Source organism: Streptomyces sp. NPDC003393 (genome assembly GCF_053589015.1).
This window is the reverse complement of record NZ_JBSFRB010000005.1, coordinates 154,936-180,230: the sequence shown is the minus strand read 5'-3', so window position 1 is coordinate 180,230 and position 25,295 is coordinate 154,936. Positions and strand designations below refer to the sequence as shown.

Sequence of the window (25,295 nt, the reverse complement as noted above, 5' to 3'; positions counted from 1 at the left end):
CGGTGTTGGTGCCTCTCTCCGGGTCTGGCCCTGGGTTACCCGGTATGGCCTCGGTTCTCACGTCCTGCTGCGTGGCGTGAGAGCCGGGGCCTTTTTCTTTGCCCAGCAAACCCACAACTCCTCCCACGCAGCTTTAAGGACGTGATCTCAATGAGCGAGGTAAGCATCTGGGACAGGCGCACATGGCGTGTCACCAGAGAGGCCAAGGGCGTGACGTACGGACAACTGGCCGAGGCGTGCCAGGTGTACCACGCAACCCCTGAGAAATGGTTCCGAGGCGAGAGGGAGCCACGGCTCAGCCACCAAATCAAGATGGCCAAGGCTCTTGGCCTTCCTCTGGACTCCATTCTCTCTCAAATCAATGATCCTGCGGTCCGGGATGCTATCCGGGACGCCTACAACAACTAGCGATTGGAACACGCAGCATATGAACACGACACCTTTCTACGCCAGAGCCGCGGCCATTGTGGGCCGGCCTCTGGTCCTACTGGCTTCCCTGGTTATGTCTGCGCCGGCAGAGATTGAACTTGCTCGCTCTGCCGGCTTCCATTCTGGGTTTGAGTTCTTCTCACCCCTTGTGCTCTCCCTCTATGCATGCTGCGCCGCGGTGATCGCTGCTACTCGCCCCAAGGGAGTCCGTGGCCGAACCTCTGCCATTGTGGGTTCTGCCATGGCCCTGATCCTGGCCATGGCGAGTCAGGTTGTGGCTCATCTGATCTCCAGTGGATACGCCCACTCCGGCCCATTGCTTGTGGCTGCTGTCTCCTCTGTACCGGCTCTCTCCGCGGCTCATATGCTTCATTTGTGCGCTACGCCCAAGACAGACACAGTAGGTGTCATTTCCGAGGATCCGGGACAGGATGAGCCTGGAAAGCTTGTAAACGACTCTGAGAGCGTCTCTAAGGACACAGAGGCCCCTACTCCTGCTACGCCCCGTAAGAAGGCTCAGAAGGGGCGCACAAAGCCTTCTCTGGCCCTTATTCGGGATGCTGCCCTGAACCTTGATGCCACGGGACACAAGGTTACCGGTGCCACTCTGGCAGAGGCCATGGGCGTCAGTACCCGGACCGGTGCCCGGTACCTGAACCTTCTTACTGCCTGAGAGGAATCGACTATGGACAACAACCTTACTTCCGCGGATATCGCCAATCTCGTTGAAATCGAGGTGCAACGCCGTATGACAGAGGCCAAGGAACACAAGGCAAAGCAGCTTGGCCGAGAAGACTTGAACAACATGAGTTGGCAGGAAGTCAACAAGGCCCGAGCAGAGGGCCGTTTGGATAATGTTCTCTATGGCAAGGGAGAGTGACCATGACTGTCTTCTCTTTCGTTGCGAATATCTTCTACCTTCTCGCTGCTCTCTACTACTGTGTCAAGGAGTACCGTTATGTCTGATCGTATTGTTGCTGGTGTTCCCCTGAGTGGTGTGAAGCTGTCCTCTTCCCTGTCCAAGAAGGTCAAGGCTTATGAGGAAGCACACAAGAAGTACGTCACGTACACCAATGCCAATCGGGACTGTGCTACGCCCAAGGCTTATTCTCCGTTCCGCGGTGACCAGGCACCTAAGCCGGCTGCACTGGTGAAGGCAGAGGCTGAACTTAGGAAGCTTGATGAGGAAGCCCTGGCAAAGGGTGAGTCTCTTACTGACCGGGACTCCTTCCTCGCTCCCGTCCTTGCTCGTATTGACGAGTACAGGCGGACAGAGCCTCTGCTCAAGAAGGCCATGGAAGAGGCGGACAACGCCGCAAGGGCCGCTCTGGAGGCTGAACTTCCGTCCCTGGCACGACAGGCCATGGACCGGGCGACGGAAGCTAAGAAGGCGTATGAGGAGGCTCTGGAGAAGGTACAAGATGCCGAGGCTCAGTTCCTCGGCCAGATGAACCGCTTCATTCAGTACGCCACCGGTGGACAGGTTCAGAGGGGACGGTATCGCGGACTGTACGTCAACGAGGCAGACAAGTACCTGAATGCTTGGGACGTCTCCGAGAATGGCCGGCTGTCCTATGAAGGTGCTTGGTCCCTTGGTCTGGTCGGTGCGGGTGCATTCAATGTGGACACTGTAGACCTTACGGATTTCGTGAATCCCAAGGATGAAAGCGAGAAGACTCCCTGGGTTACCAAGCATGAGAATTCCACGCTGAATGGTAATTCAACCTCGGTTGTCTGGAATCCTGCTAACTATAACTGATCTTCCCAGGTAAGTTCTGGGATTAGCAGCGCTTAGCCGGCGCTGTGCCTCACAATGGATAGGACCCCTGGCGCTTTTACCGGCGTCAGGGGTTCTTTTTTGTGTTTTTGGCCTGAGATTGTGAAATTGTGAAACCCGTACATGGTCGAAGAACCCGAGTCATTACGGGGTGTCTGGCGATCAGGACAAGTTGGCAACCCGTACGTAAATCCGAGAAGGCGCTCCCGGCGGGTTCACAGACCTAAAACGCAGACATTACCCCCATATTACTCAGAGGCAAAGATTCTGGGAGCAGAGACCAAAGCCGGCATACCAAAAATGGATGGCATTGGAAACTAATTGAATAAGCCAGGGAGCCTCAGACGACGAACGTTCCCCAACCAGGGGAGGCAGTGACCAGCCCACGGCGCTTCAGGTCTGCAACGGCCTTGGCCACGGTCGAAGGTGCCACTCCGAACTCAGCACTGAGAGGCACGGTCCCTGGGAGGCGTGACCCTGGGGCGTAGGTGCCATCGGCTATCCGCTGCTCAAGCGCAGCAGCGACACGTCTCCATGGTGGCTGGGCTACGTCCATACGGATCATGCTCGGCTACTGCGTCTGCCACTGCATCCGCGCTATCCTCGGTATGCGCGAATAGCTTGCTACAAAGCAGTAGACAACAGGGGGCGAGACAGTGCAGCTCCACCGCATGCCGGCCACAGACGAGACAGGGCGTACCGCTTACTACCAACCAGGGGGACTCATGGAAGCTCTCGCAGTACAGGCGGAAGAGAACGTGCTCAAGGTGGCCAGAGACGACGTAGACCGGGCCCTGTCCCTGGCGGAGCAGGAGCAGGTGACCAAGGCAGAGCTGATCAGAGCCCTGTACTTCCTCGGGCAGAGCTGCAAGGCGGCTGTAGATGTTGCTCAGTGCCGAGGGGAGCGGCTGGACACTCCGGAGTGTGGGTCCGTGGCCGATGTTCCGGAGGATTCCTGGCGGTACGGCCCTTGCAACCTTCCGGCGGGTCACCGTGGGTCACACGTCAATGACTCCTGCCACTCCTGGGAGTCCGACTGACAGCCGACCCCACATCAGAGACTGACCCCCTGGCTCCGCCGATGGCCAGGGGGTCTACTCATGTCTTGATGTTGTTCAGGCATCTTCAGGTCTGGTTCCTGGACAAGTTGCCTTGGTTCCCTAACCAGCTTGTGATCTTGTGTCTTCCCTGGTTAGAGTCCTTCCTAAGCTTACTGCCTTACAAGCAGGATGTCGGCGGTTCGAAACCGTCCGCGCCCACCGTCGCAGGAACACGCAAGGCCCAGGTCCCTCGGGTGACACCCGTCGGCCTGGGCCTTCGTCGTGTCCGCGGGCGGTGCCTCCCCACCGACCCTGTCGGCGAGCCTCCCGCCCCGGGCTCTACGGGGGTTGTCCCCACCTCGAACCCGGCGGCTCTCCGGATTCTCCGGCCGGGCGGCGGTTCCTACGCTCGAAGCGATCGACCTGCTCGTCGTCCGCACCAGGACCCGTCGTCCGCACCACGGGGAGAACCGTCATGTCCCGCACCGTTTCCGTCCGTGCCGTCGCCGTCACCGGCGTCGTCGCCGCCCTTCTCACCACGGCCACGGCCTGCGGCGGTGACGCCTCGGACGACAAACATCCCGACCACCGCAGTTTCGCGCTGCACGGCCGCACCCTGACCGTCGACTCCGACGACTCGGCGCTGGAGATCGTCGCCGCCGACACGGCCGAGGCGGGGACCGTGGACGTGACGCGATGGTTCACGGGAAGGGTGTTCATCGGGAACGACCCCCACGCGACCTGGTCCATGAAGGACGACCGGCTCGTGCTGCGGATCAAGTGTGCCGGGATCGCCACCAACTGCGCCGCCAGGCACCGCATCGAGGTCCCGCGCGGGATCACCGTGAAGGTCGAGGACCACAACGGCAGCGTGCGGGCGCGTGGTTTCACCGACTCGCTGGAGGTGCGCAGCTCCAACGGGTCCGTGCAGGTCACCGACTCCACCGGGCCGTTGGCGCTGCACTCCCACAACGGCTCGGTGAGTGCGGAGGTCTCCTCGCGACGCGTGCGTGTGGACACGCACAACGGCAAGGTGAGCCTGCGGCTGGCCGCCGCCCCCGACCTGCTGGACGCCCGCTCCCACAACGGCTCGCTCACCCTGACGCTGCCTCGCGCCACGTACCGGGTGACGACCGCGTCCGGCAACGGCGGCGTCCATGTCTCGGTCCCCCGTGACGACTCCAGCCGCCACGCGGTCTCCGCACGGACGCACAACGGATCGATCACCGTGCGTACGGCGAACTGATCGGCCCGTGTGTTCGTCCTGTACAGGTGGGAGAATGAATCCACGCAGGGCGAACCACAACGCGGGAGAGGGATGTGACGGCCACACCGGCGCGCGGGGGGACATCGGCGGCGCGTGACGTCCTCGTCCTGCTCGGCCTGCCCCTGTTCGCCGCGCTCGCACTGCCCGGCGCCTTCGCCGGCGGCGGCACCAGGCGCTGGTTCGGCGGGCGTGCCGAGGGCCAGCGGGCCGAGGCGCAGGCGGCGAAGGACGCGGCGGCCGCCGCGTTCTACGAACTGGACACCGCCCAGCGCGACCTGCGGATCTCCATGGAGACGATCACTGCGGTCGACGACTCCCCCGCCGCCCGCCGGGCCGTCGCCGACTTCCAGGCGCTCGGCCGGCGGATCGACGAGGTCAGCCGGAACTACATCCAGGCCGTGGACGCACAGGATCTCGACCGGGACGACCTGGAGGCCTCCGCCGCCGCCCGGGCACGCGCCGGCCTGGTCGCCGCCAAGGACGAACTGCAGAACACCAAACGGGAGCTGGACCGTTTCGCCAGTGGTCTCGGGCCGCTGCTCGGCAAGGCCGAGACCCGGCTGGCCCGGCTGGCACCCGCCGTGGAGCGGGCCCGGCAGGCGCTGCGGGGCGCCGGCGACGCCCTGGACGCCGTGCGCGGCTCGGGCCTCCGGGCGGACGACCTGGCCGCCCGGCTCGCGGCGCTCGCCCCCGAGCTGACCAAGCTGAACCAGGGCGCGGGGCAGCACGGTGTGGAGCGGACACTGGAGCGTGCCGAGCGGGTGACGCGGGAGGCGGAGGCGATCCGGGCCGAGGCCGGCCGGCTGCCGGAGAAGGCCGCCGAGATCGACCACCGGCTGGTGTCGCTGCGTACCCGGGCCGAAGCGCTGACCACCCGGTCCGGGCAGGTGGAGCCGGTCCTGAGCGAGCTGCGGCGCCGGTTCACGGCGTCGTGCTGGCAGGACCTTCAGCACGTGCCGGAGCAGGCCGCCCACAATGTGCGGCAGGCCGAGCTGAAGCTGACGGAGGCGCGGGCCGCGCGGGACGCGCAGCGCTGGCCGGACGCGACCGCGCTGCTGTCGACGGTGCGGGCGCTGCTGAACACCACCGACGAGTCGATCTCGGCCGCCGGGGACCGGCTGGCCCGGCTGAACGAGGTGCAGAAGGACCCTCAGGCGGAGATCGAGCGGACCCGGTTCGCGGTCCGGGACGCGCAGCGGCTGGCCATGGCGGGCCGTACGACGCCGGATCCGCGGCACGCCGGTCCGCTGGACGAGGCCGTCGCCCGGCTGGAGCGGGCGGTGGCCGGCCTGGAGGGCCGCCATCCCGACTACTGGCACTTCCTCACGGAGACCGAGGCGGTCAGGGGGACGGCGGCCCAGGTGGTCGCGCGGATCCGCGAGGAACGGGGATCCGGCCACTGAGGCGGGGAGCCGGCCGCCGAGGCGAGGCCTCGCGACGGCCCGGCTCCCGCACCCGGGGGTTACCGCTCAGGTGCGGTAGGCGTAGTAGTACGCGTTCGGGTAGGACGCGATGAGGCTCGCCACCGACCGGTTGTAGGTGTTGGTGGAGTGGTACGACACGTACGGCACGCCCGAGACGCGCGACGTGACGATCATGGAGTGGTCCTTGGACCCGTCCCGGTTGAAGTCCATCTGCAGCACGTCACCGACGTCCATCTGGTAGACGTACGGCAGGCTGGTCACCCGCTTCGAGGACAGGGCGAACCACGAGAACTCGTTGACGCCGACGAACGAGTCGGACTGGATCTCGGAGTTGCCGAACCACTTGTGGAAGTCGTTCGTGTAGCCCGGAACGTGCTTCCAGCCACCGGCCTTGAGGGCCTGGCTGACGAAGTTGGTGCAGTCGCCGCCGGCGCCCTGCCCGTTGAAGTTCGGGTAGTCCGGGTTGTAGTTGCTCCAGTACTTCTTCGCGTACGCGGCCATCGCCTTGTAGTCGTACGTACCGGAGGTCAGGTTCTTCGTCTTGGCCGGCGCGCTCTTCGCGGTGGACGAGCGCGGCGCGTCCGGCGGGTTGTCGTCGTCGGCCGTGGCCGGCGCGGCGACCTCCGGGGTGGCCGGCTGGTTCACCGCGACACCGTCGTCGGTGTCCTTGATGCCCGTCAGCTGCCAGTGGCCGTGCTTGTCGGCCTGGAACGTCAGCTCGTGGTGGGCCTGGAAGCCGGTGGTCTTCGGCTCGTTGCCCCGCACCTTCTCGTACGTCAGGGTCGTGGTCTCGGTGACCGCGACCTTGGCGTGCCGGCCCTTCACCTGCGTGGCGTCCAGGGTGACGCTGGTGCTGGCAGCGCTGTACTTCTCGCCCAGCCGCGCCAGACGGTCCTTGCGGTCCTGCAACTGGGACAGCGCCGAGTCCTCGTGGCGGGACTGCGTGCCGGACACGCGGACCTTGCCGGAGAAGCGCGAGGACAGCCGGTCGTGCCGGTGCTTCTTCCCGTGCCCGCCGCTCTTGGCGTCGTCCACCAGGGCCTGGGTGCGGTCGGTGAAGACCGCGTCGGCCAGCTTCTGGAAGGTGGCCTTCGTGGCCGCGTCCACCGTCGGGTCGTCGGTGACCGCCGCTCCCGCGCTCCAGTTGGGCACCAGAGCCACGCCGGCGACCACCGCGGCGGCCGACGCCCCGACTATGGTGGCGCGGCGCCGCTTACGGCTCAGTTTTCTTGATTTCAATGATGTTCCCCTCTACGCCGGTACACCTACCGGGCGGTCGCATCTTCGCATGACGCGCGTGACGGGTGTGAAGAGGGTGTGCACAAGTGGAACCAAGGGGTTACAGGGACCACTTGACGTCACCGGACCACCTGTGACCAGTCGGGCGACTGCGCGGGGTCGAGGCCGCGCAGCCGTTGCAGCGTCGCCGGCTTCTGAACGTCGAGCCAGTCCGCCAGCTCCCTGAAGGACACGCACTTGACGTCCTTCTTGGTGCAGATGTTCTTGACGACCTGGTCGATGGACTTCATGTAGATGCCGCCGTTCCAGTCCTCGAAGTGGTTGCCGACGAACAGCGGGGCGCGGCTGCCGTAGTAGACGCGGTTGAAGCCGGCCATGTAGGAGTCGACGGTCTGCTGCTCCCACTGCGGGTACTTGGCCGGGTCGCCCTTGGTCTCGCCGTCGGACTGGTTGTAGAGGAAGTTGAAGTCCATGGACAGGCCCTGGTACTTGCCGTTCTCGTACGGCAGCATCTGCAGCGGGAAGTCCCAGATGCCGTCCTTCTTCGCCGGCCAGATCTGGAAGTCGCCGGGCGAGGAGGCGTCGTAGCGCCACCCGTAGTCCTTGATGGCCTTCAGCAGGTTGGGCTGTCCCTCCAGGCAGGGCGCGCGGCCGCCGGTGACCTCCTTGCGGAAGTCGAAGGGCAGCGGGTCGATGTCGGTGAAGCCGGTGTTGGTCTTCCACTTCTCCACGAAGGAGTAGAACTGGTCGATCTCGCTCTTCCACTCCTGCACGCTCCAGTCCCCGCCGCCCTTGGCGCCGCAGAAGTGGCCGTTGAAGTGGGTGCCGATCTCGTTGCCCTGGTCGTAGGCGAGGCGCAGCTGCTCCAGGGTCTCCCGTATGTGCTCGTCGGTGGCGTAGTCGATGGCGGCGTCGCCCTTGGAGTGCTGCGGGCCGTGGTAGAGGGCCTTCTTGCTCTTGGGCAGCAGGTAGATGCCCGTGAGGAAGAAGGTCATGTGGGCGTTGTACTCCTGGGCCAGCTCCCGGTAGTGCGAGAACAGGTGGTCGCTGCCCTCCAGGGCGCCGTCCCAGGAGAACACCACGAACTGCGGGGGCTTCTCACCCGGTTTGAGCGGTTCGGGCTTCCACTCGCCTTTCTGCGGGCCCGTGTACGAGGTGGAGCCGTCACCGAGCACATGGGTCCTGCCGTCCCACTTCGGTTCCTTGCTCGCCGTCGGGGAGGGGCTCTTGGCCCCGTCCTTGGAGCCGGCGGAGGCGGTCGGCGCGGTGGTGTCGGGGCGGGTCAGCGCCAGGAAGCCCGCCACCACGGAGGCGACGACCAGGAGGGCCGCCAGGGTGAGGAACTGCGGGTGGGTGGGGCGGCGGCGCGCGCGGGCCCTGCGGCGGCGGCCGGGTGTCGGCTTCATGGGCGGCTCGAATCTGCGGGAGGGTCTGCGGTCCGCGTGGTCTGCGCGGTCCGCCGGGGTCTTCGGTGCGGGACGGGCGGGCCGGTGCCGGTGCGGCGGCCCGCCCGGGGTCAGCCGAGCGGTGCCATGGCGCCCGCCCATATGGAGTACGGAACGCTGTCGGCGGTGGTTCCCGCGAGTCCTTCCAACGGCAGTGGTTCGAGGCTTTTCGCCAGATCCATCCGGTAGACGACCACCGCCGTGGACACCGACCCGGCGGTGCCGACGTACCAGGCGGCCTTGTCGTCCTCGGTGGTGCCGGCCTTGCCGGCCACCACCGTGGTCGCGGGCGTCGAGCCCGAGACGGTCGCCTCGGTGGGATGGGCGGTGCGGAAGGCGTCGGCGAGCGCGTCGGTGACCTGCTCGGCGACCTGGGCGCCGACCGCGCGGTTCGCGGCCGGGGTCTCGAGCCGTACCGTCGAGCCGTTGCGGGTGATCCGCCGCACCGAGTACGGCTCGGTGTGCGTTCCCCCGGCGGCGAAGGTGGCGTAGCCGTCGGCCATGCGGATCGCGCTCGGCGTGGAGCTGCCCTGGGACAGGGCGGGCACCTGCGGGCCGATGCTGGAGGGCAGCAGCCCCGCCGCCACGGCGGTCTGCCTGACCCGGTCCAGGCCGGTGTCCATGCCGAGCTGCATGAACGGCGTGTTCACCGACTGGGCGAGCGCCTTGCGCAGGCTGATCGGGCCGTAGGACTTCTTGCCGTCGTTGTGCGCGGCGACCTTGCGGCCGCTGCGGTCCCAGTAGGGGCCCTCCGGGGTGGTGACGGGCACGGCGTCGTCCCCGTCGTAGACGGTGTCCGGGGTGATCTGCTCGCGGGGCGCGTCGCGCCGTTTGACGACCCCGTGCTCCAGGCCGGCCGCGTACACGAACGGCTGGAAGGCCGAACCGGCCGGGACCGTGGTGGCGTTGGACTCGTTGAAGCCCTGCTTGCGGTGGTCGGGGCCGCCGTAGACGGCGAGGATGCGGCCGTCGGCGGCCACCGAGGCGGCCCCGTAGTGGGCGGTCTTCGCCGCCTTCGGGTCCTTCGCCTTCGCGTCCTTGCGGGCCTTGGTGACGACGTCGGTGAGCGTGGCCTCCCGCTTGCGGTCGAAGGTGGTGTAGATCTGGTAGCCGCCCAGGTCGAAGTCCTTGTCGGACAGGTGCGCGGCCTTCTTCGCGTACTGTGCGGCCAGTTCGACCAGGTAGTCGCTCTGCTGGCCGGTGTCGTACAGGGGGTTGCTCTTGAGCGGCTCCGGGAACGTCCGATACCGGGCCCGCTCGGCCGGCGACAGCTTGCCTATCTTGACCATGCGGTCGAGGATCCACCCCCAGCGCTCCACGGCGCGGTCGTGGTTCTTCGGGTTGAGGGTGGGGTCGTAGAGACCGGCGCCCTTGAGCAGGGAGGCGAGGAAGGCGGCCTCGCTGACGTCGAGTTCGCTCACGTCCTTGCCGTAGTAGGCCTGGGCGGCGCGCTGGATGCCGTAGGTGCCCCGGCCGAACCAGCTGGTGTTGAGATAGCCCTCGAGGATCTTGTCCTTGCTCATCCTGTTGTCGAGCTTGAGGGAGATCATCGCCTCGGTGAACTTGCGGCTGACGGTCTGGTTCTGGGTCAGGTAGACGTTCTTGACGTACTGCTGGGTGATGGTGGAGCCGCCCTCGGTGTCGCCCTTGCCGACCGTGCGCCACAGGGCGCGGGTGAGGCCCTTGAAGGAGATGCCGGGGTCGCTGTAGAAGCTCTCGTTCTCGGCGGCGAGCACGGCCCAGCGGACGTCCTCGGGTATGTCCTTCAGCGGCATCGCCTGCCGCTGCACCCAGCCGGTGCGGGCCATCGGGGTGCCGTCGGACCAGAAGTAGACGTTGTCCTGCTGGGTGGCGTAGGTGTTGAGGTTCTCGGGTATGTCCGTGGCGGCGTAGGCGACGACCAGGAACAGGCCGGTCAGGCCGATGGTGGAGAAGACGACGCCGATCCACTGCCGCCAGGAGGGCAGCCAGCGGCGCCAGCCGCTGCGGCCGGGGCGCGGATAGACCGGTTTGAGCTTCCGGGCGTAGGGGGCCACCACCGCGGCCACGGGCGCCAGTCGGCGGGTTACCGGGGCGAGGCGCCGGCCGGCCTCGGCGGTCAGCCGGGCGAGGGACGGGGGCAGGGCGGGCTTCGCGCGGCGCGGCTTGCGGCGGTCGACCTTCGGGCCGGTGCCCGAACCGGCCCGGCCGGCCGTCCGGTCGGCTGCCCGGCCGGTGCTCCCCTCCGGCATCCGCTGCCGGACGATGTGCAACTGCATGGTCTCGTGCGGCCGTTTACGCAGAGTGTCGACCTTGAGCTGCATGGTCTCGTCCGGCCGGGGCGGCCCGGCCTCGGCCTTCGCCTGCGCCGGTTGCTTCCGCTCTGCGCGGGGGGCGTCCTTGCGCAGGGCCTCGACCTTCAGCTGCATGGTCTCGTCCGGCCGGGGCGGCCCGGCCTCGGCCTTCGCCTGCGCCGGTTGCTTCCGCTCTGCGCGGGGGGCGTCCTTGCGCAGGGCCTCGACCTTCAGCTGCATGGTCTCGTCCGGCCGGGGCGGCGCGGACTCGGCCCGCGGTTGCACCGGTTGGGCTGGTTCTTCTTGCTTCTCCTGCTTTTCCTGTGTGCCCGGGGTGTCTTTGCGCAGAGCGCCTTTGCGCAGAGCGTCGACGTTCAGCTGCATCGTCGCGTCCGCCGGCGGCGGCGCGCCGTCGTCGGGTGCTCGAGGGGGCGCGACGCGGCGCTCACCGGACCGGCGGCCTTCCTCCGGAAGGCCCTCCCCCTGCCCTGCCTCGGTCACGACTGCGTCTCCCTCCGCACTCCGTGTTGCTCGCGCGGGTCGACACAGCTGCCGCACACGCGGCCGCCAGCCCCCATCACTCCCAGCCGTCTCACGGCTCTCGCGGCCGTACAAAATTATCAGCCGTCTTTTCAATATCTCCGCATGAGAACGGGACAGAAACGAACACACGAGAAACACAAATCTCTGTGCGTCTCGTCACGCTCGCGCGGGCCTGTCCTAACCTGGGGCCATGCCTCGCTACGAATACCGCTGCCGGAGCTGCGGCGACACCTTCGAACTGAGCCGTCCCATGGCGGAGTCCGCCGCTCCCGCGGTCTGCCCGGCCGGCCACGACGACACCGTCAAACTGCTGTCCACGGTCGCGGTGGGCGGCTCGGCGACGGCCCCGTCCGCCACGCCCCGCTCCGGCGGCGCGGGTGGCGGCGGAGGATGCTGCGGAGGGGGCTGCTGCGGCGGCTGACGGCCGGTTCGGCCGTACGGCTCGGCGGGACCGGTCGCGTCCCGCCTACCGCGGCGCCCGGGCCGCCTTGAGGAACTCCCGTACGATCCGCTCCCCGGCCAGGACTCCGCGCTCGGGCAGCGCGCCGATGCCGGGGGCGGTCCAGCCCGTGTCGGCCAGTTCGCCGTGGCCGGGGCGCCAGCCGCGGTCCACGGCCAGCAGCAGATCGGCGTCCAGCAGCGAGTCGCCCGCCCCGAGCACCAGATCGGTGCCGGTGCGGCGGGCGACCTCGCGGACGGCGGCGCTCTTGGTGAGCGGCTTGGGGACGGCGTAGATCTTCCGGCCTTGCAGGGAGACCGTCCAGCCGAGGTTCTCCGCCCAGGCACCGAGCTCCTTCACCCAGTCCTCGGGGAGCAGTTCACGCTCCACGACGAGGTAGGCGAACAGGTCCTCGGCGACCCGGTGCTTGCGCACCCACACCGGGTCGGCGGTGCGCAGCAGATGCTCGCGCACCTCGGCGAGCGGCGCGCACTCGCCGGCCAGCCGCTCGGTGACCCGCCGGTGCCAGTCGGCGTCCGACACCCCGTCCACCAGCAGATGGCCGCCGTTGGCGCAGATCGCGTACGTCGGGGCCGGACCCGGCAGATTGATGCGCTGGTACTGCTTGCGGGTGCGGGTCGTGGTCGGCACGAACACCGCCGTGTCGCCGAGGTCGGTCAGCAACTGGGCGGCCGTCTCCGTCATGTACGACAGCGGCCTGCTCTCGTGCACCTCCACGCACAGCAGCCGTGGAGCCCGCGCGTCCGGCATGGTCAGCGCCAGCGCCGACGACGAGTAGATGAGCGTACGGTCGAGGTCGCTCGCCACCACCACGGGCATCAGCCGTTCACCGCCTTGCCGTCGGCGCCGGTCGCGCCGCGCGTGAAGCGGGGGTGGATCAGGCCCACGCAGGTGTACGGCAGTTCGTCCACCTCCTCGACCGGGACCCCTCTCTGCTCGGCCAGCAGGCGTACGTGGTCCAGGTCGGCGCCCGCCCCGGACCGCGCCAGGATCTTCCACGGCACCCGGCGCAGCAGCACCCGCGTGGTCTCGCCGACGCCCGGCTTGACCAGGTTCACGTCGTGGATGCCGTACTCCTCGCTGATCCGCTCGACCGCCGCCCAGCCCTCCCAGGTGGGAGTGCGCTCGGCGGACAGCAGCTCCTTGGCGGCCTGTTCGACGGCGTCGGCCACCTGCGGGAAGCGGGCGGCCACGGTGTCGAGGAAGACGTTCGAGACGTCGGCGCCGGCGAGTTCGCGGTAGAACTTCGCGCCGTGGAAGTCGTCGGGTCCGACCAGGTCCGCGCGCAGGACGGTGCGCGAGATGAGCCCGGAGACGGTGGAGTTCAGGCAGGCGGAGGGCACGAGGAAGTCATCCCGGGTGCCGTAGGTGCGCACGCACGAGCCGGGGTCGGCCAGCACGGCGATCTCCGCGTCGAAGCCGGTGATCCCTTCCTTCTCCTCGAACTCGCGTATCGCCTGGGCCAGTTCCCGGGTGATGGCGCCCTTGCCGGTCCAGCCGTCGACGAAGACCACGTCCGCGGGGTCGTGCCGGCCGGCCAGCCAGCGCAGCGCGTTGGCGTCGATGCCCCGGCCGCGCACGATCGAGACCGCGTAGTGCGGCAGGTCCAGACCGTGCCGGAACCGGGCCCAGCGGCGCATCAGCACACCGACCGGGGTGCCGGCCCGGGCGAGCGAGACCAGGACGGGACGGGGCGACCGTTCGGCGAGGACGGTCTCGGTGACCGCGCCGACGGCCCGCGCGATCCGGTCCGCCGAGGCCTCCAGCGCCGCCTGGAAGAGCTCCTGGTACTGCTCGCTGGGCTGGTACTCCACCGGCAGCGACTCGGCGTAGTGCGCGCCGCCGCTCTGGATCGCCTCCTCGCGCTCCTCGGTCGGCGCCTCCAGCGTCACGTCCGAGAGGTCCTGCAGCAGCCAGCCGACCTCCTCGGGAGCGTACGAGGAGAAGGCGGGGCCGCGGAGGGGCTCGGGCAGCATACGGGGCCTTTCGGGGCTGGGCGCGGGCGCGGGGACGTACGACGGTACGACCGCGAGCAGAACGTGCGGGGTGTGCCCGGCGAGCTGGGCCAGCAGGCCGTCGGGGGCGTGCAGCGCGGGGGTGTCGGCGGCCGAGTCGACGACGGCGACGACGGCGTCGAAGCCCGCTCCGGCCACGTTGTACGCGTAGCGCTCGCCGGGGCCGTCGGCCGGGTCGTCGTGCGCCGGGAAGACCAGGCGGGTGCGGATCGCGTACCCGGGGTCGTCGACCGCGAGGACCGGGGAGCGGGTCGTGGTCGAGTAGCGCACCTCGGCGCCCACGACCTGCTCCAGTTCGCGGGCGAGCCGCAGCGGCGCGTACATCAGCTCCTCGAACCCGAGGACCAGCACCCGGCGGGCGGTCCCCGGCAGCGCCTCGGCGACCCGGGCGGCCATGGCGGGCAGGGCACGCTCCAGCCGGTTCCGGTGCGCGGGCGTGAATCCGTGCCGGCCGCCGTCGGGCAGACCGCGCGGCCAGCGCAGGTCGACGCGGGCGACCCGGCCGCGGGTGCGCTGGGCGGGCAGGGCGGCCTCCGGTTCCGTCTGCGGCCGGGGCCGGGGCTGCGGTGTCACGCTCGCCGTCTCGTGCCGGGCCACCAGCGCCTGGCCCTTCTCCAGCACGTCCTCGGGCAGACGCACGGTCCCGGAGGCCGCCGTGACCAGGTCCACGCGGGCACCGATCTCCCGGGCGAAGTCCTCCAGGCGCGCGGAGTCGGCCGGTGAGCGCATGTCGACCAGGGCGACCACCACGTACCTGTGACGCGGATGGCGGGAGTGCAGGTCGCGGATGGTGTTCAGGACGGTGTTGCCGGTGGAGAACTCGTCGTCCACCAGGACCAGCGGGCCGTCCCCGGACAGCAGCGCCGGGTCCTCGGGCAGCAGCAGGTGCGAGGTGGCGTGCGAGTGGGACTCCTCGAAGCCGCCCGCCGGGGCGAGGCCGGGGACGGGGCGGCGCGTGGAGTGCAGGTAGGTGGCCGGGCCGAGGCCGTCGGCGACCGAGTGGCCGAGGCCGGTCGCCGTCTCCGCGTAGCCCAGGACGACCGCCGCGGCGGTCTCCGGCTCGCCCAGCAGCTCCCGCACCCGGCGGCCCAGCGCGAATCCATGGCCGTAGACCACCGACGGCGACTGCGGTACGTGCTTGCCGAGCACGTTGGACACGAGCAGGTGCGCCCGCTTGGGGTTGCGGCGCAGCGCGAGCCCGAGCAGGCCGGTCAGCTCCTCGCCGCCCAGCAGTTCCACCCCGAGCCGCTCGGCGACCCAGGTGCCGGACCAGACTCCGTCGTTTCCTGCCGTGTTCCGGAGGTTCATGCGATTCCTGTGGATTCCCTGTGGTGGGTGGGCGTGGGTCGTCGGCCGTGCCGGGCGCGGGTCAGCCGGGGACTCCGGCGGCGAGCAGCTCCACGAAGCCGACGTCCTCCCTGGCGACACCGAAGACCTCGGCGCGCAGCAGGGTCCGCTCGGCCCAGGCGCGGTGCGGCTTCACCTCGTTCATCTTGTTCGTGTACGCCGACCTGAGCACTCCCCCGCCGCACCGCTCCGGCCGCAGTATGTCCTGCGCGTCGCTGAACTCCTCGTGGCTGACCACGGACAGCGCGTGCACGGGCAGGACATGGGAGGGGTGGATGCAGGTCTTGCCCAGCAGGCCGTTGGCCTGGTCGAGGGAGATCTCCCGCAGCAGCCCGTCCATCGCGTGCTCGATCAGTCTCGCGCGCAGCTCGACCGCCTGCACCTCCAGGAAGGGGCTCTGCCGCAGCTGCGGCTTGAACATGCGCTCCTGTGCCCGGAAGTACTCCCACACCGGGCCGGTCACCGTGAATCCGGTGCCGTCGGCCCGGCCCAGCATGTTCACCACGTCGGCGATCACGGAGGCGACGACCTGGACGTCGTAGGCCGTCATGTCGGGAGTTCTGCGCAGGCCGTACGACGAGCAGAAGTCGGTGACGCCCAGGCGCAGTGCCAGCACCCGGTCCCGGTACTTGTCGACCGCGCGGAAGATGCCCTCCAGGGTCTCCACTCGCGTCTCGCGGTACAGCAGCTCGGGAGACTCCAGCACCGGCATGGCGAACAGCCGGCGTCCGCTCGCCGTCTCGGCGGTCTGCAGGGCCTCCAGGAACGGCAGGCCCCGCTCCCCGGTGAACTTCGGCAGTACGAATCCGGACAGCAGCCGCACGGACGCACCCAGCCGGCGCACCAGGTCGGGTATCTGCTCGGCGGCGCGGACCCGGATGAACAGCAGAGGCAGGCCGGTGTCGCCGGGACGCGCGGCCAGCTCGGCGAACTGCCGGACGAGGTTCTCCTCGCCGTACTCCACGTCCGCGTCGTCTATCGAGTCCTCCAGGCAGAGCACCATCGAGACCACGCCGTGCGCGGCCTGCTTGACGATGTCGCCGGCCAGGCGCGGGCGGGTGGCGGGGCTGTAGAGCGTGGCACCCAGCGCGGCGGAGAGCAGTCGGGCCGGGGAATCGGCGGTGAACTCCCCCGGCTCCCGGTGGAAGAGGCGCTGCCGCACCTCAGGAGCGAGGTGCCCGAAATGACGCATGAAGCTCCCCCGTGGTGATGGCGAGTGGCCCGGGCGGAACCGCCGGCCAGCCCGGTCCTGGAAAAAAGGTGGCCGGTAATAGTACGTACAAATCAGTGTCAGCAGTTCCCGTTGGGCATGAACTTCTGGTAACGGGACCGGGATCCGCGTCGGACCCCGCGTTGTCGTGGCCAGGACGGAGAAGGCAGGATGACCGCATGACGCACGCGATGCTGAGAGGGTCGAACGTCCCGCTGGACGCCGCCACGGTACGGGCCGTGGTGCGGTGGACGCCCGGCCAGGGGGTGCCGGACGTCGATGCCTCGGCGCTGCTCCTGGGGTCCGACGGTCGTGTGCGCTCCGACGAGGACTTCGTGTTCTACAACCAGCCCCGGCACCCCTCCGGGAAGGTGTGGCGGCTCGGCAAGCGGCGAGTCGCGGAGGGCATGACCGACACGGTCCAGACCGACCTCGCCGGCGTCGGCCCCGGAGTCGGCCGAATCCTGGTGGTCGCCTCGGCGGACGGCGTCACCTTCGACCGCGTACGGAGCCTGCGCATTCTGCTGTACGACGCCGCGGTCGCGGACGGGGAGCCGCTGGCCTACTTCGACATCAAGCCCGAGACCGGCCAGGAGACCGCACTGATCTGCGGGGAGCTGTACCGGCGGGGCGAGCAGTGGAAGTTCCGGGCGCTGGGCGAGGGCTACTCGAACGGGCTGAAGGGGCTGGCCACGGACTTCGGGATCTCGGTGGACGAAGGGGAGGAGACGGAGGCGGAGACGCCGGTGGCGCAGCCGTTGCCGCCGGAGCGGCCCGCATACGGGTATCCGCCGGCGCAGCAGCCCACGGCGGCGGTGGCGACCGCCCCGGCTCCGGCCCCGGTCCCCGCTCCGGCTCAGCCCGCGTACGGGTATCCGCAGTCGGGGTACGGGTACCCGCCGGCCGTCGCGGCCGTGCCGGACCCGGAGTTCCGCCTGCCGCCGCAGGGTCCTCAGTTCATCGGGCGGTGAGGCGGACGCTCACCTGTCCGCCTTCGTCTTGTAGCCCCGGCCCCATTGCAGGCCCCAGCCGTACAGGCGGTCGAGCTCCGACTGGAAGCCGTAGACGAACTTGACCTCGCGGCGGACCAGGAGTTCGCCCTTCACGTTCTCGATCAGGACGACCGCGCAGGAGCGGGCCTGGGGCTGGCGTTCGTCGAGCCCGATCTCGATGCGGGGTCCGTTGCTCGGATAGAGCGTGACGATCGCGTGGGTGCGGTCGAAGGCGGGCGTCTGGTCGTAGATGTAGACGAACACCAGCAGGCGCTTGATGTCGTCGCGGTGGTCGAGGTTGACGTAGATCGTCTCGCCGGACGCGGAGCCGAACCGGTCGTCCCCGCTGAGCTTGACGTACGGCGGCGCGTTCACGTCGCCCAGGAAGCCGCCGAGCGGCTGGACGACCCCCTTGGTTCCGTCGGCCAGCTCGTACAGGCAGCCGAGGTCGAGGTCGACGTTGACCATCGACTGGCTGTGTCCGAGCACCTCCGGCGGCTTGAGCGCCTTGAACGGGTGGCGCAGCAGGCTCTGCCGGGCGGAGCCGCCGATGTCGGAGGTACGCATCCGCCAGGCCAGGTTGATGCGCAGATGCCCGGTGGCGGCGCCCTGCTTGGTCAAGGACACCTGGTGGTGCCGTTTGGTCAGTTCGATCGCGTTGGACGCGGCGCTGCCCGAGTCGAACTCGGACGTGCGTCCGCCCAGCAGACCGTCGAAGAAACCCATCTCCCGCCCCCAGCCTCACCGCTCTCGCCACCCCGGCCCCGTACGCGGCGGGGCGGCCCCGGGACCCGGCTCGGTTCGCCGTCGTCCTGTCGGCCGCCCCGCTCAGAAGCGTTCCTCGCACCGGGGGGTGTCACACCCCCGAAGGGACCTCAGCCTTCTCGCCGGATCCCGCCGCTTTTCCCTCCTCGGCCGCCAGCGCGCGGTTGCGGCGCACGGAGGACCAGAAGGACCAGGCGATGAGGATCACGCCGACCAGGCCGGTGATGACCTCGTTGATCTCGTACTGGATGGTGACCATGAGGATCACGGCCAGCGCGCCGATGGCGTAGTGGGCGCCGTGCTCCAGGTAGACGTAGTCGTCGAGGGTGCCCTGGCGGACCAGGTAGACCGTGAGGGACCGGACGTACATGGCGCCGATGCCGAGGCCGAGGGCCATCAGGACGATGTCGTTGGTGATGGCGAAGGCGCCGATCACGCCGTCGAAGGAGAAGGACGCGTCCAGGACCTCCAGGTAGAGGAACATGAAGAACGCGGCCTGGCCGGCCAGCTTCACGGCCGAGCGTGGCTTGCCGGCACGGGCGGCCTCTTCCTCCGCCTCGTGCTCACGCTCCTCCTCTTCCTCCAGCCGGTCCTCGAAGAAGCCGGACAGGCCGCCGACGACCATGTACGTGATCAGACCGGCGATGCCGGCGATCAGGACCGTCTGCGCCTTGTCAGCGTGCGCTCCGCCGTGCTGGTGGGCCTGGGTGGCGAAGGTGAAGGAGGTGATCAGCAGGACGACCAACGCGATGCAGACCGACAGCATGTCGACCTTGCCGAGCTTGGCCAGCGGCCGCTCGATCCAGCGCAGCCACTGGATGTCCCGGTCCTCGAAGATGAAGTCGAGGAAGATCATCAGCAGGAACATGCCACCGAAGGCCGCGATCGCCGGGTGGGCGTCCGTGACCAGCTGCTGGTAGCGGTCCTTGTCGCTGAAGGCCAGGTGGACGGCCTCGATGGGCCCCATTTTGGCTGTGATCGCGACGATGACGACGGGGAAGACCAGCCGCATCCCGAAGACCGCGATCAGAACGCCGACCGTGAGGAAGATCTTCTGCCAGAAGGCATTCATCTTCTTCAGGATTCCGGCGTTGACCACTGCGTTGTCGAACGACAGCGAAATCTCGAGGATGGCGAGGATCGCCACCACCCCGAAGGCGGTCCAGCCGCCGTAGAAGGCTGCCGCGACGAGGCCGAGCGCGGTGATCGCGAACGACCAGCCGAAGGTTTTCAGAAGCACTGGCTACCCAATCCGTATGTGTACGGGTCTCCCCCGTCGCCGTACCCGGCTTTACGAAACATTGACTCCGAAGTCTAGAGCGATGCCGCGCAAGCCGGACGCGTACCCCTGTCCCACCGCCCGGAACTTCCATTCGCCCTGATAGCGGTAGAGCTCGCCGAAGATCATCGCGGTCTCGGTGGAGGCGTCCTCGCTGAGGTCGTAACGGGCGAGTTCCTGGCCGTCGGCCTGGTTGACGACGCGGATGAACGCGTTGGAGACCTGTCCGAAGGTCTGTCCGCGCTCGTCCGCCATGTGGATCGAGACCGGGAAGACGATCTTCTCGCACTGCGGCGGCACCTTGGCGAGGTCCACCAGGATCGACTCGTCGTCGCCCTCGCCCTCACCGGTCAGGTTGTCGCCGGTGTGCTCGACCGAGCCGTCCGGGCTCTTGAGCTGGTTGTAGAAGACGAACCACTCGTCGCCCAGCACCCGGTTTCCCGCGGAGCACAGCAGTGCGCTGGCGTCGAGGTCGAAGGGCGCTCCGGTGGTGGAGCGCGCGTCCCAGCCGAGCCCGACCATGACGTTGGTCAGGTTGGGTGCGGCCTTGGACAGGGAGACGTTGCCCCCCTTGGCGAGCGTGACGCCCATGATGCTGGTCCTCCCCGGGGATGGTGCCTGTGTGGTTCCTGCGCGTCCGGCGCCGCGCGGAAACACGCGGCGCCGGACGATCAGGCGTTCTGTTGTGCGGATGTTCGATCGCGCGGGAGCTCGGCTCAGACGTTGACGCCGAAGTCCTGGGCGATGCCGCGCAGGCCCGAGGCGTAGCCCTGGCCGATGGCGCGGAACTTCCACTCCGCGCCGTGGCGGTAGAGCTCGCCGAAGACCATGGCCGTCTCGGTGGAGGCGTCCTCGCTGAGGTCGTAGCGGGCGATCTCCGCACCGCCGGCCTGGTTCAGCACGCGGATGTAGGCGTTGCGCACCTGGCCGAAGGACTGCTGGCGGTTCTCCGCCTCGTAGATCGAGACGGGGAAGACGATCTTCTCCACGTCGGCGGGGACCCCGGCGAGGTTCACCTTGATCACCTCGTCGTCGCCCTCGCCCTCACCGGTGAGGTTGTCGCCGGTGTGCTCGACCGAGCCGTCCGGGCTCTTGAGGTTGTTGAAGAAGACGAAGTTCTGGTCGTTGCCGACCTTCCCGGAGTTGTTCAGCAGCAGCGCGCTGGCGTCGAGGTCGAAGTCGGTGCCGGTGGTGGTGCGGGCGTCCCAGCCCAGACCGACGAGGACCGCGGTCAGGCCGGGGGCCTCCTTCGTCAGCGATACGTTGCCGCCCTTGCTGAGGCTGACTCCCACGAGTCCTCCATTGGTGTTCGGGGGCGGGGAGCCCCGTCGTGCATCGGATATGGGATCAACGTGTCGATCCTAGTGAGGGGTTCCCGCCCCACGCAGGCCCCACAACCGAAGAATCCCAGGTGTCGGTTCCCTCCCCGCACACCGGCCACGCGGGGCTCACAGGGCCCCCACCGGCCGCGCCGGGCTCAGAGGGTCTCGAGAGCCTTGACGTAGTCGTTCAGGTCGCGGGCGTCGGGAAGGCCGTTGACCACGGTCCAGCGGACGATGCCGTCCTTGTCGATGATGAAGGTGCCGCGCACGGCGCAGCCCTTGTCCTCGGCGAAGACGCCGTAGTCGCGCGAGGTGTTCCCGTGCGGCCAGAAGTCGCTCAGCAGCGGGTACTCCAGGCCCTCCTGCTCGGCGAAGACGCGCAGGGTGTGGATGGAGTCGTTGGAGACGGCGAGCAGCTGGGTGTCGTCGTTGACGAACTTCGGCAGGTTGTCGCGCAGCGCGCACAGCTCGCCGGTGCACACGCCGGTGAAGGCGAACGGGTAGAAGAGCAGCACCACGTTCTTCTCGCCGCGGAAGTCGGACAGCTTCACGGTGCGGCCGTGGTTGTCCTTGAGCTCGAAGTCGGGTGCCTTGTCGCCGACCTGGATCGCCATGGTCCTGCTTTCCCTTCGGTGGGACTGTTCGGGTGAGTCCACCCTACGCAGCACCCACCGCGGGCCCGCGGACGGGCGGGGGCGGGTCGGCCCGTCCGGGTTCCGGGCTGCGGATGTCCGCCGTACGGCGGCGTCCGCGGCCCCCCGGACGGGCCGGCGCTCCTTGCCGGACCGCTACTTCTTGGACTTCGCGGCCTTCGGCGTCAGCAGCCTGGTGCCGTTCCAGTCCTTGCCCACGCTGACGCTCTTGGTCTGTGACAGTCCCGCCGTCGTCGCGGCGTCGCCGATGTCGCTGGGCTCGACGTATCCGTCCCGGCCGGTCTTCGGGGTCAGGAGCAGGATCACACCGCCCTCGTCGAGGAAGCCGAGGGTGTCGACCAGCGTGTCCGTCAGGTCGCCGTCCTCGTCGCGGAACCACAGCACCACGGCGTCGGCCACGTCGTCGTAGTCCTCGTCGACGAGCTCGCTGCCGATCGCTTCCTCGATGGCCTCGCGGAGCTCCTGGTCGACGTCGTCGTCGTAGCCGATCTCCTGGACCACCTGCCCGGGCTGGAATCCCAGCCTGGCGGCCGGGTTAGTCCGCTCCTCCGCGTGGTCCGCGGTCGCGCTCACGGGTTGCCTCCTGATGGTGTTGCGATATGGGTCTTCAGCCACGCGCGTGCGCGAAGCATTGGCCGTAGTCCACACGGGCGGGCCGGATCGCGCAAGTACCCGGCGGTCCGGACCGCCGAAACGGTGATGTTCCCGGCTGTGTCGCCGCAACTCCTGACACCGTATCGCGATCAGCCGTGACTCACACCACACCCTTCTGCCCGCTTTTGCGTGTTTGGGAACCCCCCACGGGCAGGGGAACCGACAGGACTCCTGCGGTTACCGGGCAGTAGAGATGACGTGCGGCTCACGCCAGGTACACGATGGGGAACGGTGCAGGCACAGACAGGCAAACCGACCGAAACCCAGGGAAAGTCCGACAAGAACCAGAACCGCCCCAGATATGTCAGCCCTCTGACAGGTAAGGAACAGCGTGGCTTCCGGATCCGATCGAAACCCGATCATCATTGGCGGCCTTCCGAGTCAGGTTCCTGACTTCGATCCCGAGGAGACCCAGGAGTGGCTCGACTCGCTCGACGCCGCCGTCGACGAGCGAGGCCGGGAGCGGGCCCGCTACCTCATGCTCCGGCTGATCGAACGCGCCCGTGAGCGGCGCGTGGCCGTGCCGGAGATGCGCAGCACCGACTACGTCAACACCATTCCCACCAAGAGCGAGCCGTTCTTCCCGGGCAACGAGGAGATCGAGCGCAAGATCCTCAACGCGACCCGCTGGAACGCCGCGGTGATGGTCTCCCGCGCCCAGCGCCCCGGCATCGGCGTCGGCGGCCACATCGCCACCTTCGCCTCCTCCGCCTCGCTCTACGACGTCGGTTTCAACCACTTCTTCCGCGGCAAGGACGACGGCCGCGGCGGCGACCAGGTCTTCTTCCAGGGGCACGCGTCACCGGGCATCTACGCACGCGCGTACCTGCTGGACCGGCTCACCGAACAGCACCTGGACGGCTTCCGCCAGGAGAAGTCCAAGGCGCCCTACGGCCTGTCCAGCTATCCGCACCCGCGCTCCATGCCGGACTTCTGGGAGTTCCCGACGGTCTCCATGGGCCTCGGCCCGATCGCCGCGATCTACCAGGCCCGGATGAACCGGTACATGCACGCGCGCGGCATCGCGGACACCTCCGCCTCGCATGTGTGGGCGTTCCTCGGCGACGGCGAGATGGACGAGCCGGAGTCGCTCGGCCAGCTGTCCATCGCCGCCCGTGAGGGCCTGGACAACCTGACCTTCGTGGTCAACTGCAACCTCCAGCGCCTGGACGGCCCGGTGCGCGGCAACGGCAAGATCATCCAGGAACTGGAGTCGGTCTTCCGCGGCGCCGGCTGGAACGTGATCAAGCTGATCTGGGACCGCACCTGGGACCCGCTGCTCGCCCAGGACCACGACGGTGTGCTGGTCAACAAGATGAACATCACGCCCGACGGCGCGTTCCAGACCTACGCCACCGAGTCCGGCGCCTACATCCGCGAGCACTTCTTCGGCGACGACCACCGGCTGCGCAAGATGGTCGAGAACATGACCGACCAGCAGATCCTGCACCTGGGCCGCGGCGGTCACGACCACCGGAAGATCTACGCGGCGTACAAGGCGGCCCTGGAGCACAAGGGCCAACCCACGGTGATCCTGGCCAAGACGGTCAAGGGCTGGACGCTGGGCCCGAACTTCGAGGGCCGCAACGCCACGCACCAGATGAAGAAGCTCACGGTCGACGACCTCAAGCGCTTCCGGGACCGGCTGCACCTGCCGATCTCCGACAAGGAGCTGGAGTCCGGCCCGCCGCCGTACTACCACCCGGGCCGGGACACGGACGAGATGCAGTACATGCACGACCGGCGCAAGGGCTGCGGCGGCTACGTGCCGACCCGGATCGTGCGCGCCAAGCCGCTCGCGCTGCCCGACGACAAGGTGTACGCGGCGGTGAAGAAGGGCTCCGGCCAGCAGGCCATCGCCACCACCATGGCGTTCGTGCGGCTGCTGAAGGACCTCATGCGGGACAAGGAAATCGGCCGGCGGTTCGTGCTGATCGCGCCGGACGAGTACCGCACGTTCGGCATGGACTCGTTCTTCCCGAGCGCGAAGATCTACAACCCGCTCGGTCAGCAGTACGAGTCGGTGGACCGTGAGCTGCTGCTCGCGTACAAGGAGTCGCCGACGGGGCAGATGCTGCACGACGGCATCTCCGAGGCGGGCTGCACCGCCTCGCTGATCGCCGCCGGCTCGGCCTACGCCACGCACGGCGAGCCGCTGATCCCGGTCTACGTGTTCTACTCGATGTTCGGTTTCCAGCGCACGGGTGATCAGTTCTGGCAGATGGCCGACCAGATGGCACGCGGTTTCGCCCTGGGTGCGACCGCCGGACGTACGACTCTGACCGGTGAGGGTCTCCAGCACGCCGACGGCCACTCGCAGCTGCTGGCCTCCACCAACCCGGCGTGCGTGGCGTACGACCCCGCCTACGCGTACGAGATCGCGCACATCGTGCAGGACGGCCTGCGCCGGATGTACGGCGGGGAGGCCGAGAACCCCGGGCACCCGCACGGCGAGGACGTCTTCTACTACCTGACCGTCTACAACGAGCCCATCCGGCAGCCGGCCGAGCCCGCGAACGTGGACGTCGAGGGCATCCTCAAGGGCGTCCACCGGATCGCCCCGGGCGTCGCGGGCGACATCCCGGCGCAGATCATGGCCTCCGGTGTGGCGGTGCCCTGGGCCCTGGAAGCGCAGAAGATCCTCGCGGAGGACTGGAACGTCAAGGCGGACGTCTGGTCGGCGACCTCCTGGAACGAACTGCGCCGCGAGGCCGTGGCCTGCGAGGAGCACAACCTGCTGCATCCGGAGGAGGAGCAGCGGGTGCCGTGGGTGACACGGAGGCTGAGCGGGGCCGAGGGTCCGTTCGTGGCCGTGTCCGACTGGATGCGGTCGGTGCCGGACCAGATCGCCCGCTGGGTGCCGGGGCCGTACCAGTCGCTGGGGGCCGACGGCTTCGGCTTCGCCGACACCCGTGGGGCGGCCCGGCGGTTCTTCCACATCGACGCCCAGTCGATCGTGGTGGCCGTGCTGACCGAGCTGGCCCGCCAGGGCAGGGTCGACCGGTCGGCGCTCAAGCAGGCCATCGACCGCTACCAGGTCCTCGACGTGACGGCGGCCCACCCGGGCGCGGCGGGCGGCGACGCGTAACCGCGGCGGGGCGTGGGGGCCGGTCGCACGGTTCCCGCGCCCGTCCGGGCGGGACCTCCGACGCGGACGTGAA

The 25,295-nt window shown here is 68.5% G+C and carries 21 protein-coding genes; 8 read left to right on the top strand and 13 right to left on the bottom strand.

Annotated features, from left to right (window positions below; genetic code table 11):
* Positions 1–150: 150 nt before the first annotated feature.
* The 3 genes from ACWDUZ_RS07505 (at position 151) to ACWDUZ_RS07495 (ending at position 2,188) form a co-directional block, all read left to right on the top strand.
* Positions 151–408 (top strand): helix-turn-helix domain-containing protein, encoded by a 258-nt coding sequence (locus ACWDUZ_RS07505; RefSeq protein ID WP_451630851.1) that lies wholly within the window; start codon positions 151–153, stop codon positions 406–408.
* A 706-nt stretch (positions 409–1,114) separates the two neighbouring features.
* Positions 1,115–1,309 carry a hypothetical protein gene (locus ACWDUZ_RS07500; protein ID WP_451630850.1) on the top strand — a complete coding sequence of 65 codons (195 nt, stop codon included), beginning with the start codon at positions 1,115–1,117 and terminating at the stop codon, positions 1,307–1,309.
* Between the two features lie 78 nt (positions 1,310–1,387).
* Entirely contained in the window at positions 1,388–2,188 is an 801-nt protein-coding gene (locus ACWDUZ_RS07495) for a hypothetical protein (protein ID WP_451630849.1), read from the top strand.
* Between the two features lie 358 nt (positions 2,189–2,546).
* Here ACWDUZ_RS07495 and ACWDUZ_RS07490 read toward each other — a convergent pair whose 3' ends face one another.
* A complete protein-coding gene (locus ACWDUZ_RS07490; RefSeq protein WP_451630848.1) occupies positions 2,547–2,762 on the bottom strand; it encodes a winged helix-turn-helix domain-containing protein in 216 nt (71 codons plus the stop codon).
* 959 nt (positions 2,763–3,721) lie between these two features.
* Here ACWDUZ_RS07490 and ACWDUZ_RS07485 point away from each other — a divergent pair.
* Positions 3,722–4,492 carry a DUF4097 family beta strand repeat-containing protein gene (locus ACWDUZ_RS07485; RefSeq protein WP_451630847.1) on the top strand — a complete coding sequence of 257 codons (771 nt, stop codon included), beginning with the start codon at positions 3,722–3,724 and terminating at the stop codon, positions 4,490–4,492.
* Positions 4,493–4,566: 74 nt separating this feature from the next.
* Entirely contained in the window at positions 4,567–5,916 is a 1,350-nt protein-coding gene (locus tag ACWDUZ_RS07480) for a hypothetical protein (RefSeq protein WP_451630846.1), read from the top strand.
* A 66-nt stretch (positions 5,917–5,982) separates the two neighbouring features.
* Here the strand turns inward: ACWDUZ_RS07480 and ACWDUZ_RS07475 are convergent, their stop codons facing one another.
* The 3 genes from ACWDUZ_RS07475 to ACWDUZ_RS07465 form a co-directional block, all read right to left on the bottom strand.
* Positions 5,983–7,110 carry an amidase domain-containing protein gene (locus ACWDUZ_RS07475; RefSeq protein ID WP_451630950.1) on the bottom strand — a complete coding sequence of 376 codons (1,128 nt, stop codon included), beginning with the start codon at positions 7,108–7,110 and terminating at the stop codon, positions 5,983–5,985.
* 185 nt (positions 7,111–7,295) lie between these two features.
* A complete protein-coding gene (locus ACWDUZ_RS07470) occupies positions 7,296–8,582 on the bottom strand; it encodes a hypothetical protein (protein ID WP_451630845.1) in 1,287 nt (428 codons plus the stop codon).
* A gap of 110 nt (positions 8,583–8,692) precedes the next feature.
* Complete coding sequence (locus tag ACWDUZ_RS07465; RefSeq protein ID WP_451630949.1) at positions 8,693–11,134, bottom strand: transglycosylase domain-containing protein; 2,442 nt, start codon at positions 11,132–11,134, stop codon at positions 8,693–8,695.
* 493 nt (positions 11,135–11,627) lie between these two features.
* Here ACWDUZ_RS07465 and ACWDUZ_RS07460 point away from each other — a divergent pair, with 493 nt between their 5' ends.
* On the top strand, positions 11,628–11,858 hold the full coding sequence (locus ACWDUZ_RS07460; RefSeq protein ID WP_451630844.1) for an FmdB family zinc ribbon protein: 231 nt from the start codon (positions 11,628–11,630) through the stop codon (positions 11,856–11,858).
* Positions 11,859–11,903: 45 nt separating this feature from the next.
* Here ACWDUZ_RS07460 and ACWDUZ_RS07455 read toward each other — a convergent pair whose 3' ends face one another.
* From ACWDUZ_RS07455 to ACWDUZ_RS07445, 3 genes are all read right to left on the bottom strand, one after another.
* Positions 11,904–12,716 carry an HAD family hydrolase gene (locus tag ACWDUZ_RS07455; RefSeq protein ID WP_451630843.1) on the bottom strand — a complete coding sequence of 271 codons (813 nt, stop codon included), beginning with the start codon at positions 12,714–12,716 and terminating at the stop codon, positions 11,904–11,906.
* Complete coding sequence (locus ACWDUZ_RS07450; protein WP_451630842.1) at positions 12,716–15,220, bottom strand: phosphoribosyltransferase; 2,505 nt, start codon at positions 15,218–15,220, stop codon at positions 12,716–12,718. The genes ACWDUZ_RS07455 and ACWDUZ_RS07450 overlap by 1 nt, the downstream gene beginning before the upstream one ends.
* A 61-nt stretch (positions 15,221–15,281) precedes the next feature.
* On the bottom strand, positions 15,282–16,451 hold the full coding sequence (locus tag ACWDUZ_RS07445; RefSeq protein WP_451630841.1) for an HpcH/HpaI aldolase/citrate lyase family protein: 1,170 nt from the start codon (positions 16,449–16,451) through the stop codon (positions 15,282–15,284).
* A 197-nt stretch (positions 16,452–16,648) separates the two neighbouring features.
* On the opposite strand from ACWDUZ_RS07445, the gene ACWDUZ_RS07440 reads away from it, so the two are divergent.
* Positions 16,649–17,440, top strand: coding sequence for a TerD family protein (locus tag ACWDUZ_RS07440; protein WP_451630840.1), 792 nt, complete (start codon positions 16,649–16,651; stop codon positions 17,438–17,440).
* Between the two features lie 9 nt (positions 17,441–17,449).
* Here ACWDUZ_RS07440 and ACWDUZ_RS07435 read toward each other — a convergent pair whose 3' ends face one another.
* From ACWDUZ_RS07435 to ACWDUZ_RS07410, 6 genes are all read right to left on the bottom strand, one after another.
* Entirely contained in the window at positions 17,450–18,187 is a 738-nt protein-coding gene (locus ACWDUZ_RS07435; protein ID WP_451630839.1) for a TerD family protein, read from the bottom strand.
* A gap of 130 nt (positions 18,188–18,317) precedes the next feature.
* Positions 18,318–19,466: a DUF475 domain-containing protein gene (locus tag ACWDUZ_RS07430; RefSeq protein ID WP_451630838.1), complete on the bottom strand. Its 1,149-nt coding sequence runs from the start codon at positions 19,464–19,466 to the stop codon at positions 18,318–18,320.
* 51 nt (positions 19,467–19,517) lie between these two features.
* On the bottom strand, positions 19,518–20,096 hold the full coding sequence (locus ACWDUZ_RS07425) for a TerD family protein (protein WP_086724953.1): 579 nt from the start codon (positions 20,094–20,096) through the stop codon (positions 19,518–19,520).
* A gap of 125 nt (positions 20,097–20,221) precedes the next feature.
* Positions 20,222–20,797 carry a TerD family protein gene (locus ACWDUZ_RS07420; protein WP_451630837.1) on the bottom strand — a complete coding sequence of 192 codons (576 nt, stop codon included), beginning with the start codon at positions 20,795–20,797 and terminating at the stop codon, positions 20,222–20,224.
* Between the two features lie 185 nt (positions 20,798–20,982).
* Entirely contained in the window at positions 20,983–21,441 is a 459-nt protein-coding gene (locus tag ACWDUZ_RS07415; RefSeq protein WP_451630836.1) for a peroxiredoxin, read from the bottom strand.
* A 174-nt stretch (positions 21,442–21,615) separates the two neighbouring features.
* Positions 21,616–22,053, bottom strand: coding sequence for a DUF3052 domain-containing protein (locus ACWDUZ_RS07410; protein WP_451630835.1), 438 nt, complete (start codon positions 22,051–22,053; stop codon positions 21,616–21,618).
* Positions 22,054–22,465: 412 nt separating this feature from the next.
* Between ACWDUZ_RS07410 and aceE the strand changes: the two genes are divergently transcribed.
* Positions 22,466–25,222, top strand: coding sequence for a pyruvate dehydrogenase (acetyl-transferring), homodimeric type (gene aceE, locus ACWDUZ_RS07405; protein WP_451630834.1), 2,757 nt, complete (start codon positions 22,466–22,468; stop codon positions 25,220–25,222).
* Positions 25,223–25,295 lie beyond the last annotated feature (73 nt).